Raw genomic sequence first — 15,218 nt, 5'->3', positions numbered from 1 at the left:
GGTGGAATCACCAGATCGGGTGAAGATGTTCGCGAAGACAAAAGGCTGGAGTGGTTGACGTGAGCGATTGCGAACGGAAACCGCTCTAGCCGCCGCCGGCCAGCACCCGCACCGGGATCGCCTTGGCCGCCGGCACATGGCTTTCCTTCGCATGGTGCCAGGCCGGCAGCAGCGGGTTGCATTCCGGGAAATAGCCGGCGATGCAGCCCGGCGTCAGGTCGTAGCGCACCACCTGCAGCCCCTCGACCCGGCGCGACACCCCGTCATCGGCGACGGTCGACAGCGTCACCTTCTGGCCGTCGCGCAGGCCGAGGCGGGCGATGTCCTCGGCATGCATCATCACCACCGCGCGGCTGCCATGGATGCCGCGGAAGCGGTCGTCGAAGCCATAGACGGTGGTGTTGAACTGGTCGTTGCTGCGCAGCGTGATCAGCCGCAGCACCGGACCGCCTTCGCTCGCCATGTCGGCATCGGCCGCCAGCCCGGGGGGGGCGATGAAATTCGCCTTGCCGGTCTCGGTCTGCCACTGCCGCTGCCGCGCCGGATTGGCGCGCGGCATGCCGCCCTTCTCCCAGACGCGCCGGTTGTAGTTGGCGTACCACTTCGGGAAGAGGGCCGCGATCTCCTCGCGGATGCGGCCGTAATCCGCCAGCCAGCCATCCCAGTCGATGCGCGGATTGGCCGGCAGCAGCGCCTTGGCCAGGCCGGCGATGATGGCGGGCTCCGACAGCAGCCCCGGCGCCGCCGGGCTGCGCATGCCGCGCGAGGGATGGATCACCGCCGTGCTGTCCTCCACCGTCACCACCTGCGGGCCGCCGGCCTGCTGGTCGATCTCGATGCGGCTGAGGCAGGGCAGCAGCCAGGCGCTGCGGCCATGCACCAGATGGCTGCGGTTCAGCTTGGTGGTGATCATCACCGTCAGCGGCAGGCGCCGCCAGGCCGGCTCCAGCAGGCTGCTCTCCGGCAGCGCGCGCACCAGGTTGCCGCCGAGCTGCAGCACCGCCTGCACCTTGCCGGCGATCACCGCCTGGGTGACGCCGACGGAATCCAGCCCCTTCTCGCGCGGCGCGGTGAAGCCGTAGCGCTGCTCCATGGCGTCGAGCGGCGCCAGCTCGGGCTTCTCGGTGATCCAGACGGCGCGCTGGCCCTGCACGTTGGAATGGCCGCGCACCGGGCAGATGCCGGCGCCGGGCCGGCCGAGATTGCCGCGCAGCAGCAGCAGCGCCACCAGCATCTGCACATTGTCGACGCCGGCCCGGTGCTGGGTCAGCCCCATGCCATAGATGCCCAGCACCGCCTTCGAGCGGGCATAGACTCCGGCGATCTGTTCCATCGCCGCGCGGCTCAGGCCGGATTCCTGCTCGATCGCGGTCCAGCCATGGCCGCGGATGCTGGCGGCGAAGGCGGGGAAGCCGTGGCAGTGCTCGGCGATGAAGGCGTGGTCGAGCACCGCCGGGCGGCCGGCGGCCTGCGCCGCGTCGTCCCATTCCAGCAGCAGCTTGCACAGGCCCACCAGCATCGCCAGGTCGCCGCCGGCGCGCGGCTGGTGGTATTGCGCGGCCAGCTGCGTGGCGCCGGTGCCCAGCATCTCCACCGGGTTCTGCGGATTGGTGAAACGCTCGAGCCCCGGCTCGCGCAGCGGATTGACGACGATGATCGGCACGCCGCGCCGCGCCGCCTCCTCCAGCTGGTGCAGCATGCGCGGGCTGTTCACCGCGGTGTTCTGGCCGATCAGCAGGATGCAGTCGGTGGTCTCGAAATCATCGAGCCGCACGGTGCCGACCGGCACGCCGATGGTCTTGGGCAGCGCCACCGAGGTGCTCTCGTGGCACATGTTCGAGGAATCGGGCAGGTTGTTGGTGCCGTGCAGCCGGGCCAGCAGCTGCCAGAGGAAGGCCGCCTCGTTGGCGGCGCGGCCGGAGGCGTAGAACACCGCCTGGTCCGGCGCCATGCCGCGCAGCGCCGTGGCGATGCCCTCGAAGGCCTCCTGCCAGGAGGCCGGGACGTAATGGTCGCTGGCGGCGTCCCAGCGCATCGGCCCGGTCAGCCGGCCGGCCTGCTCCAGCGCGTAGTCGCTCCAGCCCTCCAGCTCGGTGACGGTGTGGCGGGCGAAGAACTCGGCGGCGATGCGGCCGCTGCTCATGTCCCAGGCGGTGGCCTTGGCGCCGTTCTCGCAGAATTCGAAGAGATGCGGCGTCGCCGGCTTGGCCCAGGCGCAGGAGACGCAGGCGAAACCGCCATGCTTGTTCTGCTGCGTCAGCAGCAGCGGCACGCTGAGCGGATTGCCCTCCCGCTTCAGGATCTTGCCCAGCGAGCGGACCGAGCCCCAGCCGCCGGAGGGCCCGTCGTAGCGGACCACCCGCAGCGCGCCGTCCCCGCCCGTCTTTCCTGTCTTCCGCATCGCTGCCCGATCCTTCGCTGCCCCGGTTCAACCCGCGATGGCGGGCGGCGTTGCAGCCCGGCGGCAACGCCGGGCCGCCGCGCCGCATTACCGGGGCGATGCGCCCGGTGGTCGGGACCGCTCCTGCTGCCGGAAAGACCCTGCCCGATGGATGTCCTCGCCGCTCCGCCGCCCGCCCTTGCCGATGCGGCGCTGCTCGGCGCCGCCCGGGCGGTCGCCGAGGCGGCCGCCGCCGGTGCCGCCGCGCTCGACCATCCGGGCGCCTTCCCGGCCAGGGAGGTGGCGGCGCTCGGCACCCAGGGCCTGCTCGCCGCGCCGCTGCCGGCCGCGCTGGGCGGCGCCGGGCTGGGCGAGGGCGCCGCCGGCCACCGCCTGCTGGCCGAGGTGCTGATGGCGATCGGCGCGGGCAGCCTGGCGCTCGGGCGGCTCTATGAGGGCCATGTCAACGCGCTGCAGCTGGTGCTGCGCCATGGCGATGCGGCGCAGCGGCGCGAGGCCGCGGCCGCCGCCGCCGGCGGCGCGCTGTTCGGCGTCTGGAACACCGATGACCGCGCCGCGCCGCTGCGGCTGGAGCAGGGCGTTCTGCAGGGCGCCAAGATCCTCGCCTCCGGCGCCGGCCATGTCGCGCGGCCGCTGGTGACGGCGGCGACGCCGGCCGGATCGGTGATGCTGCTGCCCCGCCTCGCGCCCGGCCAGGGGGCCGATCTCAGCGGCTGGACGGCGCAGGGGATGCAGGCCTCGGCCACCGGCCGGGTCGACTTCACCGGCCTCGCCGCGCCGTCGCCGATCGGGGCGCCGGGCGACTACCTGCGCGAGCCGGATTTCTCCACCGGCGCCTGGCGCTGCCTGGCGGTGCAGGCGGGCGGCATGGCGGCGTTGCTGGCGCTGCTGCGGCAGCATCTGCTGGACAGCGGGCGCGACGAGGACCGGGCGCAGCGCCAGCGCTTCGGCGAGGCCGCCATCGCCGCGCAGACCGCCCGGCTCTGGGTGCTGCGCTCGGCCGAGAGCGTGGCCATGACGGCGGATGTCGAGGGCGCCGTCGCCGCGGTCAATCTCGCGCGCCGCGCGGTGGAGCAGGCGGCGCTGGCGCTGCTCGAGCTGGTGCAGCGCTCGATCGGCTTGGCCGCCTTCCTGCGCCCGGCCCCCGTCGAGCGCATCGCCCGCGACCTCGCCACCTATCTGCGCCAGCCGGCGCCGGACCTGGCGCTGGAACGCGGCGCCGCCACGCTGCTGCGGCAGGGCCAGCTGCCATGGTGATCCGCGCCGATGAATTCTGGGCGGCCACGGCCGCGCTGCCGCACCGCCCGCTGGAACAGATCCTGGCGCCCGGCGGCGTGCTGGTGCTGGCGCCGCATCCGGACGACGAAAGCCTGGGCTGTGGCGGGCTGATCGCCGCGGCGCTGGCGGCCGGGCGGCGGCTTGGCGTCGTCTTCCTCTCCGACGGCGCCGCCTCGCATCCCGGCCATCCGGCCGCGGCGCTGCAAGCGATGCGCGAGGCGGAGGCGCGGGCGGCGCTCGCCCGCCTCGGCGCGCCGGACGGCGCGGCCCGCTTCCTCGGCCTGCCCGACAGCCGGGTGCCCGACCGCGGCCCGGATTTCTGCCGCGCGCTGCAGGCGGTCACCGCCGAGGCGGCGGCGCTGGAGGCCGGCACGGTGCTGGCGACCTGGGCGCATGACCCGCATTGCGACCACCAGGCCTGCGCGGCGCTGCAGGCGGCGCTGCCGGCCGGGCTGCGCCGCCTGGCCTATCCGGTCTGGGGCCATACCCTGCCGCCGGCGACGCCGCTGCCGGCACCGCCGCGCGGCGCCTGGCTGGACATCGCGCCCTGGCTGCCGGCCAAGGCGCGGGCGGTGCAGGCGCACCGCTCGCAGCTCGGCGACCTGCCCGGCGGCTTCGCGCTGGATGCCGAGATGCTGGCGCGCGCCGCGCGGCCCCGCGAGCTCTATCTGGAAGCCTGAGCCCGGCCGCGGCGGGCCAGCAGCGCCTGCGCCGCCAGGATCGCCTGCGACAGCAGCGCCGGCGGCAGTGGCCGCGCCGCCAGCACCGGCGCCAGGGCTTCCAGCCGCCGCCAGGCGGCGCTGAACGGCCGCGGCTGCAGCGCCGCCAGCGTCGCCGCCGGCAGCCGCAGCGGCGCGGCCAGGCCCGCCAGCGCGCCCGCCGCATGCGCCCGGCGGGCGCGGCCGCGCAGCAGGGCGCGGCGCAGCGCGGCGCCGGGCATCTCCAGCGCCGCGTCGCCGGGCAGGCCGGGCTGCGCCGTCCACAGCGCCAGCGTCGCCGCCGCACCGCCGGCCGCGCGCCCGGCCCGCCGGCAGGAGGTGACGGCCCGCACCGAGGGCGCATGGCGCAGCCGCAGCCCGGCATCGAGCACGGCATTGGCCAAGGCGCGGTCCTCGCCCACCGCCAGCCGCGGCAGGCCGCCGATCCGGCGATAGGCGGCGAGCGTCAGCGCCAGGCTGGCGCCGGAGGCCATGCGATGCCGCGGCCAGGGGTCCTGCGGCACCGGATCGCCCAGGCTGTCGATCCGCGCCAGCAGGCCAGCATAGCGCGCCTCCAGCCGCAGCCGCTGCGCCAGCGCCGGCGGCAGCGTCGGATCCTCGTCGAGGGCATAGTCGACCTGCCCGGCCACCGCATCGGCGCCGGCGCGGATGGCCTGGCGGGTGGCCTGCAGCCAGTCCGGCGCGACGCGGCTGTCGGCATCGGTGGTGAGCAGCAGCGCCTCGGCCGCCGCCGGCGGCCCCTCGGCCTCCAGCCAGAGCGCGGCGGCATCCAGCGCCTGGCCGCGCGCCTCGCCGACATGCCGCGCCGCCGGCGGCAGGCTGACCTCGCAGAGCCGCAGCGGGAAGGGCAGGCGCGGCGCCCAGTCCCGCGCGATGGCGGCGCTGCCGTCGCGGCAGTCGTTCAGCAGCAGCAGCACCGCCAGGCCCTCGGCCTCGCGCTGCCCCGCCAGCGCCGCGAGGCAGGCCGGCAGAAAGGCCGCCTCGTCGCGCAGCGGGATGGCGACGATGGCGTCCGGCAGGCCGGGCCCGGGATGCAGCGGCAGGTCGAGGATCGGCTGGTGCTGCAGAGCGGGTCCTTCCGGTAAATCGAGCGCGGCAAAGGAACGGATCACGGTCCTGGCGGTTTCCCTCTGCAGCGCCTGCAGCCCGGGCCGCGCGCCGCCACCACCCTGGCGGCGCCGCCCCGTGGCGGCCGGCCCCCACCCGGAGGAGAGCGGCCATGACCGACAAGGCGTCCCGCGAGGGACTGAAGAACTGGGGCCACGGCCCTTCCAGCGGCCGGCCCGACAGCGTCGGCCCGCATGACGTCAAGCGCGACCAGCTCGACCCGGACCGCAAGGGCGTCGATCCGGAAGATTATGACCGCGGCCCGGTGACGCAGCCCGGCCCCGGCGGCCCGGTCAACATCAAGCCCAAGGCATGAGCGCCACCGGCGCGGGGGGCGGGGCGTCGCAGCCCCTGCCCTACGATCCCGCCTACGAGACGCCGGAGCCCGACGAGGCGGAGACCACCGCCGCCCTGGTCGAGACCATGCGCGGCATCGCCGAGACCACCTACCAGGACGAGGGCGTGCCGCTGCGCAGCGTGCATGCCAAGAGCCACGGGCTGCTGCGCGGCCGGCTGCAGGTGCTGGAGGGGCTGCCCGCCGCCCTGGCGCAGGGGCTCTTCGCCCGGCCGGCGGAGTATCCGGTGGTGCTACGCTTCTCGACCAATCCGGGCGATCTGCTGGATGACAGCATCTCCGTGCCGCGCGGCCTGGCGGTGAAGGTGGTCGGCGTCGAGGGCGCGCGGCTGCCCGGTTCCGAAAGCGCGCGCGAGCAGGATTTCGTCCTGGTCAATGCGCCCGTCTTCGCCGCCCCGACCGCCAAGGCCTTCCTCGGCAGTGCCCGGCTGCTGGCGAAGACCACCGACACGCCGCAGGGGTTGAAGAAGGCGGTCTCCGCCGTGCTGCGCACCGCCGAGGCGGCGCTGGAGGCGGTCGGCGGCCAGAGCGCGACGCTCACGCAGATGGGCGGCCATCCCAATACCCACCCGCTCGGCGACAGCTATTTCTCGGCGACGCCCTTCCTCTATGGCCGCTGCATGGCGAAATTCGCGGTGGTGCCGGTCGCCCCCTCGCTGCTGGCGCTGCGCGACCGCAAGGTCTCGGTGTCGGGCCGGCCCGACGCGCTGCGCGAGGAGATCCTGGCGCATTTCGCGGCCCAGGGCGCGGAATGGGAATTGCGTGTGCAGCTCTGCACCGATCTCGCGGCGATGCCGATCGAGGATCCCTCCGTCGAATGGCCGGAGGCGATGAGCCCCTATGTGACGGTGGCGCGGATCAGCGCCGGCGCGCAGCCCTCCTGGAGCGAGGCGCGGTCCCGCGCCGTCGATCTCGGCATGGCCTTCAGCCCCTGGCAGGGGCTGGCGGCGCACCGGCCGCTGGGCGCGGTGAACCGCGCGCGGCGGCCAGCCTATCGCATGTCATCGGCCTTCCGCGCCGAGCGCAGCGGCTGCCCGATGCACCATCCGCGCAGCGCCGACGAACTGCCGATCTGAGGGAAAGGGTCGCGCGGCGCGGCAAAATGCAGAGGGGCGGGGAACCGGCAGGGCCGGCGCAGGTTTCACCTTGGCATGCGTCCTCGCCTCCGCCGGGCCGCTTGTCGCTGCAGGGGCCCCGGCACGGCCGCGACGCGGCGTGGCGGGCCATCTTCGGCCCGTCCTCCGACAGCCAGTCTTCCAACAGCCGGTCTTCCATCCTGACCCTGTCGCATGGCCGCCCCCGGCCGTGATCCGCGCCGGCGCCCCGCGCCGCGCCCTGGCCTGTCCTGCCTTGCCCATGGCCGACCCGTCCGGGCCGCGGCCGCTTCCCCGCACCTCGCCTTCCAGGAGATCGCCCCTCATGTTCATGCGCATCGACAAGCTGCAGGCCGAGCTTCCCGCGCCGCGCCGTGCCGACCCGAACGCGGCGGCCGCGCTGCAGGAATTGCTGGGCGGCAAGTATGGCGAGATGTCGACGCTCGGGAACTACCTGTTCCAGAGCTTCAACTTCCGCAGCAAGAGCAAGCTGCGGCCGTTCTACAGCCTGGTCGCCAGCATCACCGCCGAGGAGATGGGCCATGTCGAGCTGGTCAGCAACGGCGTCGCCATGCTGGCCAACGGCCCCGACCACGACCAGGACGAGGAGCCCGGCGGCGACATCTCCGGCGCGCCCTTCGAGGCGATGAAGGACATCCGCTCCTTCGCCAGCTTCGCCTCGGCCGGCGGCGGCGCCCTGCCGGTGAACAGCAACTCCATGTCGTGGAACGCCGACATGGTCACCACCACCGGCAATGTCGTGGTCGACCTGCTGCACAACTTCCACCTGGAATGCGGCGCGCGGCTGCACAAGCTGCGGGTCTATGAGACGCTGACCGACCCGACCGGGCGCGAGGTCTGCGGCTATCTGCTGGTGCGCGGCTCGGTGCATGCGCATGCCTATGCCCTGGCGCTGAAGCAGATCACCGGGGTCGAGCTGGAGAAGTTCCTGCCGACGCCGAACATCCCGCTCGACAAGATCCCGGAATGCCAGAAGTACCTGCAGGAGGGCTCGCACCGCCGGCTCTATACCTGGAGCCCGGCCGACTACAAGGAGATCGCCGGCATCTGGGGCCATGGCGAGCAGGCGCTGCCGGGCGACCCGCCGGGCGCGCTGGAAGTGGTCGACGGCCTGCCCGAGGGCGGCAAGATCCACCAGCTGAGCGGCGTGCCCTCGGCCTTCACCCCGGATTACGCGCCGGAGGAGATGATGGAAATCGCCACCAAGCTGTACAAGGCGTCGCGCTGACGCGGCGCCCCTGGCGGTGGCCGAAGGGCCGCCGCCCAGGGCAGAACCGGCGCTGCGGGCCGCCTGAACGGTAGCGGGAGCCGTATTTTCGGCCTGCGGCATGAAGGCGCTGGCCCGGCCACGCTGCAGATTGTAGGGAAGGCGGCGGAGCCTCGCCCGGCTCCGCGGCGGCGGCCGCTCCGGTCCGGGCAGGCGCCCTTCCCTGCCCGACCTGCGACGCCCATGGCCCCGAATGATCCCGACCAGGCGCCTGACCCCCTGTGGGCGCAGGCGCTGACCCTGCTGATGGAGATCCGCGCTGCGCCGCAGGATGCCGAGCTGCGCCAGGCCTGGCAGCGCTGGATCGGCCAGGGGCCGCAGCACCAGGCGGCCTGGCGCGAGGCCGAGCGCATCTGGCTGGCCATGGGCGAGGCGATCCGCGAGCTGCCGCCGGCTTCACCCCCCTCTCCGCCCCTGCTGCCGCGCCGCCTGCAGCGCCGCCTGCCGGGCCGCCGCCGCGTGCTGCTGGCGGCGGGCGGCGGGGCGCTGGCCACCGCGCTGCTGCTCGCAGCACCCGAACTGGCCCAGGGGCTGGAAAGCCGGCTCTGCGCCGATCTGCGCAGCGCCGCCGGCGAGAGCCGCGCGGTGCAGCTGCCGGACGGCTCGCGGCTGGAGCTGGACACGGCGACCGCCATCGAGCTCGATCTCTCCGGCGCCGCGCGGCGGCTGCGGCTGCTGCAGGGCCAGGCCTTCATCACCGTGGCGCCGGAGGCGGCGCGCCCCTTCCTGCTGCGCTGCGCCGCGGTCGAGGTCGCGACCCGCGGCGCCGCGCTCAACCTGCGCTGCCTCGGCGACCGGGTGGAGATCGCGGTGCAGGAAGGCCAGGCCGAGGCCCGCTTCGCCGGCGCGGCCGGCCCCTCCCGCCCCGTCGCGCTGGCGGCGCGGCAGAGCCTGAGCCTGTCGCTGGCCGATGGCGCGCCGCTGGCCCTGTCCGCGCCGCCGGAGCGCGCCATGGCCTGGCGCGACCACCGCCTGGTGGTGGAGCAGGCGGCGCCGCGCGCGGTGCTGCAGGAGCTCGGCCGCTATCTGCCCGGCCTGCTCTGGCTGCGCGGCGCCGCCCTCGGCGCCGGGCGGATCAGCGGCGTCTATGACCTGCACGACATCCCGGCCGCCTTGCGCCAGGTGGTGGCGCCGCTCGGCGGCCGGGTGCGCGCCTTCTCCACCTATCTGGTGGTGGTCGACGCGCCCTGAGGCCGCCGCCTCAGCGGAAGGGCGGCTCGTCGAAGGCGCGCAGCTTGCGCGAATGCAGCGCGGTCAGCTGCCGGCGCAGGATGCCGAAGGTGGCGATGCCGATCGCCAGGTGCTCGCTGACGGCGCGCTGGTAGAAGGCGGTCGCCGCGCCCGGCAGCTTGATCTCGCCATGCAGCGGCTTGTCGGAGACGCAGAGCAGCGTGCCATAGGGCACCCGCAGCCGGTAGCCCTGCGCCGCCAGCGTGCCGCTCTCCATGTCGACGCCGATGGCGCGCGACAGGTTGATGCGCAGCCGCTCCTGCGACCAGCGCAGCTCCCAGTTGCGGTCGTCATAGGAGACCACGGTGCCGGTGCGCAGCCGCCGCTTCAGCGCCTCGCCGGACTCGCCGGTGACCTCGGCCGCGGCCTGCTGCAGCGCCACCTGGACCTCGGCGAGCGCGGGGACCGGGATTTCCGGCGGCAGCAGGTCGTCGAGGATGCGGTCGCGCCGCAGATAGCCATGCGCCAGCACATAGTCGCCGATCTCCTGGCTCTGCCGCAGCCCGCCGCAATGGCCGATCATCAGCCAGCAATGCGGCCGGGTCACCGCCAGGTGGTCGGTGATGGTCTTGGCGTTGGAAGGCCCGACGCCGATGTTGACGATGGTGATGCCGTCGCGGCCGGTGCCGCGCAGCAGGTGGTAGGCCGGCATCTGGAAGCGCTGCCAGGGCGCCTCGGCGGCCCGCAGCGCCGCCGCCTCGGGATCGTCGTCGCGGGTGATAACACCGCCGCCGGGCAGCACCAGGCGCGTATAATCGCTGTCGGCGCGGCGCAGCTCGGCCAGCGCCCAGTCGACGAACTGGCCGATATAGCGCTGGTAGTTGGTCAGCAGGATCCAGGGCTGCACATGGCGCCAGTCGGTGCCGGTATAGTGCTGCAGCCGGCGCAGCGAATAATCGGTGCGCGCCGCGTCGAACAGCGCCATCGGCCGCGGCGCGCCGTCGCGGAAGCGCCACAGCCCGTCCGCCACCTCGTCGCCCACCGCCGAGAGCATCGGCACCGGGAAATGCCGCGCCAGCTCGGCCGCCGAGACGCCGCCGCGGGCCAGCTCGTCGCCGCCTTCCAGCACATAGGGATAGGGGATCTCCTGGCGGCTCGGCCCGACCTCCAGCGCCGCGCCATATTCCTCGACCAGCGGCCGCAGCTGCTCCAGCAGATAGGGGCGGAAGGCGGCCGGGCTGGTGATGGTGGTGGCATAGTCGCCGGCCACCTGCAGCTTGGCCCAGGAGCGGCGCACCTGCGGCGGCGGCCCCTCGGCGGTCCAGCGCAGCCGCAGGCCGGGATAGCAGAAGGCCGCGCGCTCCGCCGGGGTCGGCGGCAGGCGTTCCGCGATGAAGCGGTCGAGGGCCGCGCGCTCGGCGGCGATGGCGGCGTCGTAGAGCCGTTCCAGCCGGTCGACGGCCTCCTCGGCGGTGGCGCAGGGCTGGGCGGCGGGATCTTCGTGGCGCATGGGGCGAAGATAGGCCGCCTGGCCTTGGCAGCCTACCGGCTGCGCGGAAACGTCATGCGCGGGCGCCGCAAGGCCGCCGCGATGCCGCCTTGCCGCCGGCCGCGCCTTCGGCGAGCCTGACCGGGCCGGGCGGCGGCCTGCCGCGCCAGGCCAAACCGGGCCCGGCCAAACCGGACCAGGCCAAATGGACCAGGGAGGAATATCCGCATGCGCCGGAACCTGCTGCGCGAGAAGCTGACCGCCAACCAGCCGACGGTGGGGACGCATCTGCTCTCCACCTGGCCGACGCTGGTCGAGCTGGTGGGCCAGGCGGGGCATTACGACTATGTCGAGTTCACCGCCGAATACGCCCCCTTCGACCTGCACGACCTGGACAATCTGGGCCGCGCCTTCGAGCTCGCCGGGCTCGGCGGCATGATCAAGATCGAGCAGACCCAGTACACGCACCAGGCGATGCGGGCGATCGGCTCGGGCTTCCAGAGCGTGCTGTTCGCCGATATCCGCAGCGTCGAGGATGCCCGCGCCGCGGTCGCGGCGGTGCGCGCCGAGACGCCGGCGCGGGTGGGCGCGCGCGGCGTCGGCCGGCTCGGCGTCGGCATGCGGCGGGATGTCGGCTCGATCCGCGAGGTCGGCAAGCCAGCCTATGTCGAGGCGCTGAACGACATCGTCATCGCCATCATGGTCGAGAAGCAGTCCTGCCTGGACGATCTCGAGGCGATCCTCTCGGTGCCGGGCCTGGACATGGTGCAGTTCGGCCCCTCGGACTATGCGATGAGCATCGGCAAGCCGGGCCAGGGCGACGACCAGGCGGTGCTGGTGGCCGAGCGCCGCACCATCGAGACGGCGCTGCGCCTCGGCCTGCACCCGCGGGTCGAGCTGCAGGACCCGGCGCATGCCGAGCGCTACCTGGAGATGGGGGTGCGGCATTTCTGCATCGGCTGGGATGTCGGCATCCTGGCGCAGTGGTGGAGCGCCCAGGGCCAGGCGATGCGGCGGATCCTGGCGGAGGGCGGCAGCGCGGCCACGCCGGCCGGCGCGGCACGGCTCTACTGAGGGGGCGGCGGCCAGAGGAAAGCGGGCCCGCCCGCTTGACGCCGGCCGCCGCCTGCACCAGGAGGCGCGCCCCCGGGCGCGGCGACGCGCCTGCCTTTCCCGGCGCGGTGACCACGCGACCGCGCAGCAGCACAGGACAGCCGCCATGCCTTCCCCGACCACCCCCGCAACCCCGGCCGGCGCGGACCGCGACGCCGTCAGCCCGGCCGCCTGGAAGGCGCTCTGGGGCTCGGCCCTGGGCTATGCCATGGACGGCTTCGACCTGCTGATCCTGGGCTTCATGCTGCGCGCCATCTCGGCCGATCTCGGCCTCAGCCCGGCCCAGGCGGCCTCGCTGGTGACGGCGACGCTGGTCGGCGCGGTGGTCGGCGGCGTCGGTTTCGGCATGCTCTCCGACCGGCTGGGCCGGGTCCGGGTGCTGACCTGGACCATCGTCCTGTTCGCCGTCTTCACCGGGCTCTGCGCCCTGGCGCAGGGCTATTGGGACCTGCTGTTCTACCGCACCATCGCCGGCATCGGGCTGGGCGGCGAGTTCGGCATCGGCATGGCGCTGGTGGCCGAGGCCTGGCCGGCCTCGAAGCGCGCCCGCGCCTCCTCCTATGTCGGGCTGGGCTGGCAGGCCGGCGTGCTGGGCGCCGCGCTGCTGACGCCGATGCTGCTGCCCGAGATCGGCTGGCGCGGCATGTTCGCCGTCGGGTTGTTCCCGGCGGTCGCCGCCTATTTCATCCGCAAGAACCTGCACGAGCCCGAGGTCTTCGTCCAACGCACGAAGACAACGGAGAAGAAGTCGGCGCTGCGGCTGCTGGTGGCCGACCGGCGCACGGCGCGCAGCAGCCTCGGCCTGGTGATCCTCTGCGGCGTGCAGAATTTCGGCTATTACGGCGTGATGATCTGGCTGCCGAACTACCTGTCCTCGCGCTTCGGCTTCGGGCTGACGCAGTCGGCGACCTGGACGGCGGTCACCATCCTCGGCATGGCGGCCGGCATCTATGCCTTCGGCCATGTCGCCGACCGCATCGGCCGCAAGCCGGCCTTCCTCGGCTGGATGCTGGGCGCGGCGATCATGGTCGTGACCTATGCGCAGCTGACCGACGCCACCGCCCTGCTGGTCGCCGGCGCGGTGATGGGCTTCTTCGTCAACGGCATGCTCGGCGGCTATGGCGCGCTGATGAGCGAGCTGTATCCCACCGCGGCGCGCGCCACGGCGCAGAACGTGCTGTTCAACATCGGCCGCGCCATCGGCGGCTTCGGCCCGGTGGTGGTCGGCGCCATCGCCCTGGCCTATGGCTTCCAGGTCGCCATCGCCCTGCTGGCGCTGCTCTACCTGGTCGATATCCTGGCGCTCTGGCTGCTGATCCCCGAGACCAAGGGCGAGGAGCTGGCCTGACGCGGCGCCGACAGCGCGGCCGGGTCAGAGACCGGCCGCGAAGTCGCGGATCAGCCGCGCCACGGCGGCCGGCGCCTCGATCGGCAGCAGATGGCGGGCGCCGGGGATGACCTCGAGCCGCGCTGCCGGAAAGTGCGGCAGCATCAGCCGGCGCTGCGCCGCGGGGCCGAGATCGCCATCCTCGGCGCCGGCCAGCACCAGGGCCGGCAGCGGCAGGATGCCGACGCGGTCCGACCAGTCCTCGCGGCTGCCGGATTGCAGCCAGGCGCGCCAGGCGGCGGGGCTGGCGCGCAGCATCTCGGCCTCGGCGAGCGCCCGGGCCGCCTCGGGCAGCGCCAGGGCATTGGCGGCGACGAAATCGCGGGCATGGCGGTCGCGCGCGGCGGCATCGCCCTCCAGCCAGCCGGTCATCTCCGCCCGCCGCGCCTCCGCCATCGGCTCCGGCGCCGGCGGCGAGCCGGCCAGCGTCACCAGCCCGGCCGGCGGCGGCAGGGGGGCAGCGCCGTCCAGCGCCTGCCGCGCCAGCACCGCCGCCACCTTGGCGCCCATGCTGTGCCCGGCCAGCAGCCAGCGCGACGGCGCTGCCGCGGCGATGCGTGCCGCCACATGCGCCGCCATCTCGGCGACCGGGTAGCCGGGGAGGGCGGCGGCGGCGCCGAAGCCGGGCAGGTCGATGCCCTGCAGGTCGAAGCCGGGGCCCAGCGCCTCGGCCAGGGCGCGCCATTGCCGGGCGCTGCCGCCGAGGCAGGGCAGGCCGAACAGCGCCAGGGGCGCCGCGGGATCAGAAGGCATAGCGCACCCGGCAATAGGGCATGCGCGCCGCCAGCAGCGCGATGAAGCGGTCCAGCCAGCGCCGCTTCCACGGCGTGCGGTAGCGCAGGTTGACGCCGCCGCCCTCGGAGACCTTCTGTTCCTGCAGGTCGGGGCGCCAGAGCAGCGCCTCGGCCTTGGGGTGCCAGGCCAGGTTGACCTGGTGCAGCGTCTCGTTGTGGGTCAGCATGATGATCTCCGCCGCCAGCTGCTGCTTCACCGGATCGGGCAGGCTGTCGTCCAGCATCTCGAACAGCGCGCCCCATTCGCCCTCCCAGCCCTCGCGCAGCACGACGGGGGAGAAGTTGACATGCACCTCGTAGCCGGCGCGGTGCAGCTCGGGGATGGCGGCGATGCGCTCGGCCACCGGCGCGGTGCGCACATCCAGCAGCCGCGCCAGCTCGGGCGGCATCAGCGACATGCGGATGCGGGTGCGGCCCTGCGGGTCATAGCCGAGCAGCGCCGGATTGACCGCCTTGGTGGCGAAGCTGCCCTTGGCCTGCGGCAGGCCGCGGAACAGCGCCACCAGGTCGCGCACATTGTCGGAAATGGCGGCATCGACGGAGAGGTCGCCATTCTCGCCCAGGTCATAGACCCAGGCCACGGGATCGACCTGGTCGGGCACCGTCTTGCACCCCTGCCGCGTGGCATGGCGGATGATGGCGGCGCTGATCGCCTCGATATTGACGAAGACGCTGACCGGATTGGCATGGCCCTTGCGCCGCGCGACGTAGCAATAGGCGCAGGCCATGGCGCAGCCATTCGAGGTGGAGGGCGCGATGAAATCGGCGCTGCGCCCGTTCGGCCGGAATTCCAGACCCTTCTTGACGCCGAGCACCAGCGACTGCCGCTTGGCGGCCAGGTAGTCGCCCGGATCACCGTCCCGCAGCGCCGGGATGCGCCAGTGGGACTCCACCGGGATGCGCTCGGCGTCAGGAAAGCGCGCCAGGATCTCGCGGCCGCGCGGATGCGCCTCCACGGCGGGCTCGAGATAGAGGCGGTCGATGTCGAGCAGCGGGGCGAGCATGCCCCAGGCATGTGGGGAT

At 73.8% G+C, this 15,218-nt stretch carries 13 protein-coding genes; 8 read left to right on the top strand and 5 right to left on the bottom strand.

What is annotated here, in order from left to right:
• Positions 1-85 precede the first annotated feature (85 nt).
• The gene (locus tag WFI16_RS18340; protein WP_419899291.1) at positions 86-2,401 is read right to left on the bottom strand and encodes an FdhF/YdeP family oxidoreductase; all 2,316 of its coding nucleotides are present in this window, start codon (positions 2,399-2,401) and stop codon (positions 86-88) included.
• Positions 2,402-2,548: 147 nt separating this feature from the next.
• On the opposite strand from WFI16_RS18340, the gene WFI16_RS18335 reads away from it, so the two are divergent.
• Positions 2,549-3,658, top strand: a complete 1,110-nt coding sequence (locus tag WFI16_RS18335; protein ID WP_419899290.1) for an acyl-CoA dehydrogenase family protein — start codon at positions 2,549-2,551, stop codon at positions 3,656-3,658.
• Entirely contained in the window at positions 3,652-4,359 is a 708-nt protein-coding gene (locus WFI16_RS18330) for a PIG-L deacetylase family protein (RefSeq protein ID WP_419899289.1), read from the top strand. The genes WFI16_RS18335 and WFI16_RS18330 overlap by 7 nt, the downstream gene beginning before the upstream one ends.
• Here the strand turns inward: WFI16_RS18330 and WFI16_RS18325 are convergent.
• Positions 4,344-5,510, bottom strand: a complete 1,167-nt coding sequence (locus tag WFI16_RS18325; protein WP_419899288.1) for a glycosyltransferase — start codon at positions 5,508-5,510, stop codon at positions 4,344-4,346. The two genes, WFI16_RS18330 and WFI16_RS18325, sit on opposite strands and share 16 nt — an antisense overlap.
• A 107-nt stretch (positions 5,511-5,617) precedes the next feature.
• Here WFI16_RS18325 and WFI16_RS18320 point away from each other — a divergent pair, with 107 nt between their 5' ends.
• The 4 genes from WFI16_RS18320 (at position 5,618) to WFI16_RS18305 (ending at position 9,433) form a co-directional block, all read left to right on the top strand.
• Positions 5,618-5,821, top strand: coding sequence for a hypothetical protein (locus tag WFI16_RS18320; protein WP_419899287.1), 204 nt, complete (start codon positions 5,618-5,620; stop codon positions 5,819-5,821).
• A complete protein-coding gene (locus WFI16_RS18315; protein WP_419899286.1) occupies positions 5,818-6,936 on the top strand; it encodes a catalase family protein in 1,119 nt (372 codons plus the stop codon). The genes WFI16_RS18320 and WFI16_RS18315 overlap by 4 nt, the downstream gene beginning before the upstream one ends.
• 343 nt (positions 6,937-7,279) lie before the next feature.
• Positions 7,280-8,203 (top strand): manganese catalase family protein, encoded by a 924-nt coding sequence (locus WFI16_RS18310; RefSeq protein ID WP_419899285.1) that lies wholly within the window; start codon positions 7,280-7,282, stop codon positions 8,201-8,203.
• Between the two features lie 222 nt (positions 8,204-8,425).
• Entirely contained in the window at positions 8,426-9,433 is a 1,008-nt protein-coding gene (locus WFI16_RS18305) for a FecR family protein (protein WP_419899284.1), read from the top strand.
• Between the two features lie 10 nt (positions 9,434-9,443).
• On the opposite strand, the gene WFI16_RS18300 is transcribed toward WFI16_RS18305, so the two are convergent.
• On the bottom strand, positions 9,444-10,922 hold the full coding sequence (locus tag WFI16_RS18300) for an AMP nucleosidase (RefSeq protein ID WP_419899283.1): 1,479 nt from the start codon (positions 10,920-10,922) through the stop codon (positions 9,444-9,446).
• 207 nt (positions 10,923-11,129) lie between these two features.
• Between WFI16_RS18300 and WFI16_RS18295 the strand changes: the two genes are divergently transcribed.
• Positions 11,130-11,975, top strand: coding sequence for an HpcH/HpaI aldolase family protein (locus WFI16_RS18295; RefSeq protein ID WP_419899282.1), 846 nt, complete (start codon positions 11,130-11,132; stop codon positions 11,973-11,975).
• Between the two features lie 145 nt (positions 11,976-12,120).
• Positions 12,121-13,362 (top strand): MFS transporter, encoded by a 1,242-nt coding sequence (locus WFI16_RS18290; RefSeq protein WP_419899281.1) that lies wholly within the window; start codon positions 12,121-12,123, stop codon positions 13,360-13,362.
• Positions 13,363-13,386: 24 nt separating this feature from the next.
• On the opposite strand, the gene WFI16_RS18285 is transcribed toward WFI16_RS18290, so the two are convergent.
• Together WFI16_RS18285 and WFI16_RS18280 are read right to left on the bottom strand one after the other, a co-directional pair.
• Entirely contained in the window at positions 13,387-14,154 is a 768-nt protein-coding gene (locus WFI16_RS18285; RefSeq protein WP_419899280.1) for an alpha/beta fold hydrolase, read from the bottom strand.
• Positions 14,144-15,199, bottom strand: a complete 1,056-nt coding sequence (locus WFI16_RS18280) for a spore photoproduct lyase family protein (protein ID WP_419899279.1) — start codon at positions 15,197-15,199, stop codon at positions 14,144-14,146. Before WFI16_RS18280 ends, WFI16_RS18285 begins: the two co-directional genes overlap by 11 nt.
• Positions 15,200-15,218: the final 19 nt, after the last annotated feature.

The organism is Roseomonas sp. USHLN139 (assembly GCF_037145735.1).
Classification (GTDB): Bacteria; Pseudomonadota; Alphaproteobacteria; order Acetobacterales; family Acetobacteraceae; genus Pseudoroseomonas.
The sequence above is the reverse complement of the archived record's forward strand: the minus strand, read 5'-3'. Positions and strand labels throughout refer to the sequence as shown.

What these genes read in the sequence shown, in the direction of transcription:
- WFI16_RS18315 (WP_419899286.1), top strand. Translation starts at nt 5,818, where the DNA reads ATGAGCGCCACCGGCGCGGGGGGCGGGGCGTCGCAGCCCCTGCCCTAC.
- WFI16_RS18285 (WP_419899280.1), bottom strand. Translation starts at nt 14,154, where the DNA reads ATGCCTTCTGATCCCGCGGCGCCCCTGGCGCTGTTCGGCCTGCCCTGC.
- WFI16_RS18300 (WP_419899283.1), bottom strand. Translation starts at nt 10,922, where the DNA reads ATGCGCCACGAAGATCCCGCCGCCCAGCCCTGCGCCACCGCCGAGGAG.
- WFI16_RS18335 (WP_419899290.1), top strand. Translation starts at nt 2,549, where the DNA reads ATGGATGTCCTCGCCGCTCCGCCGCCCGCCCTTGCCGATGCGGCGCTG.
- WFI16_RS18310 (WP_419899285.1), top strand. Translation starts at nt 7,280, where the DNA reads ATGTTCATGCGCATCGACAAGCTGCAGGCCGAGCTTCCCGCGCCGCGC.
- WFI16_RS18290 (WP_419899281.1), top strand. Translation starts at nt 12,121, where the DNA reads ATGCCTTCCCCGACCACCCCCGCAACCCCGGCCGGCGCGGACCGCGAC.
- WFI16_RS18280 (WP_419899279.1), bottom strand. Translation starts at nt 15,199, where the DNA reads ATGCTCGCCCCGCTGCTCGACATCGACCGCCTCTATCTCGAGCCCGCC.
- WFI16_RS18305 (WP_419899284.1), top strand. Translation starts at nt 8,426, where the DNA reads ATGGCCCCGAATGATCCCGACCAGGCGCCTGACCCCCTGTGGGCGCAG.
- WFI16_RS18340 (WP_419899291.1), bottom strand. Translation starts at nt 2,401, where the DNA reads ATGCGGAAGACAGGAAAGACGGGCGGGGACGGCGCGCTGCGGGTGGTC.
- WFI16_RS18320 (WP_419899287.1), top strand. Translation starts at nt 5,618, where the DNA reads ATGACCGACAAGGCGTCCCGCGAGGGACTGAAGAACTGGGGCCACGGC.
- WFI16_RS18330 (WP_419899289.1), top strand. Translation starts at nt 3,652, where the DNA reads ATGGTGATCCGCGCCGATGAATTCTGGGCGGCCACGGCCGCGCTGCCG.
- WFI16_RS18295 (WP_419899282.1), top strand. Translation starts at nt 11,130, where the DNA reads ATGCGCCGGAACCTGCTGCGCGAGAAGCTGACCGCCAACCAGCCGACG.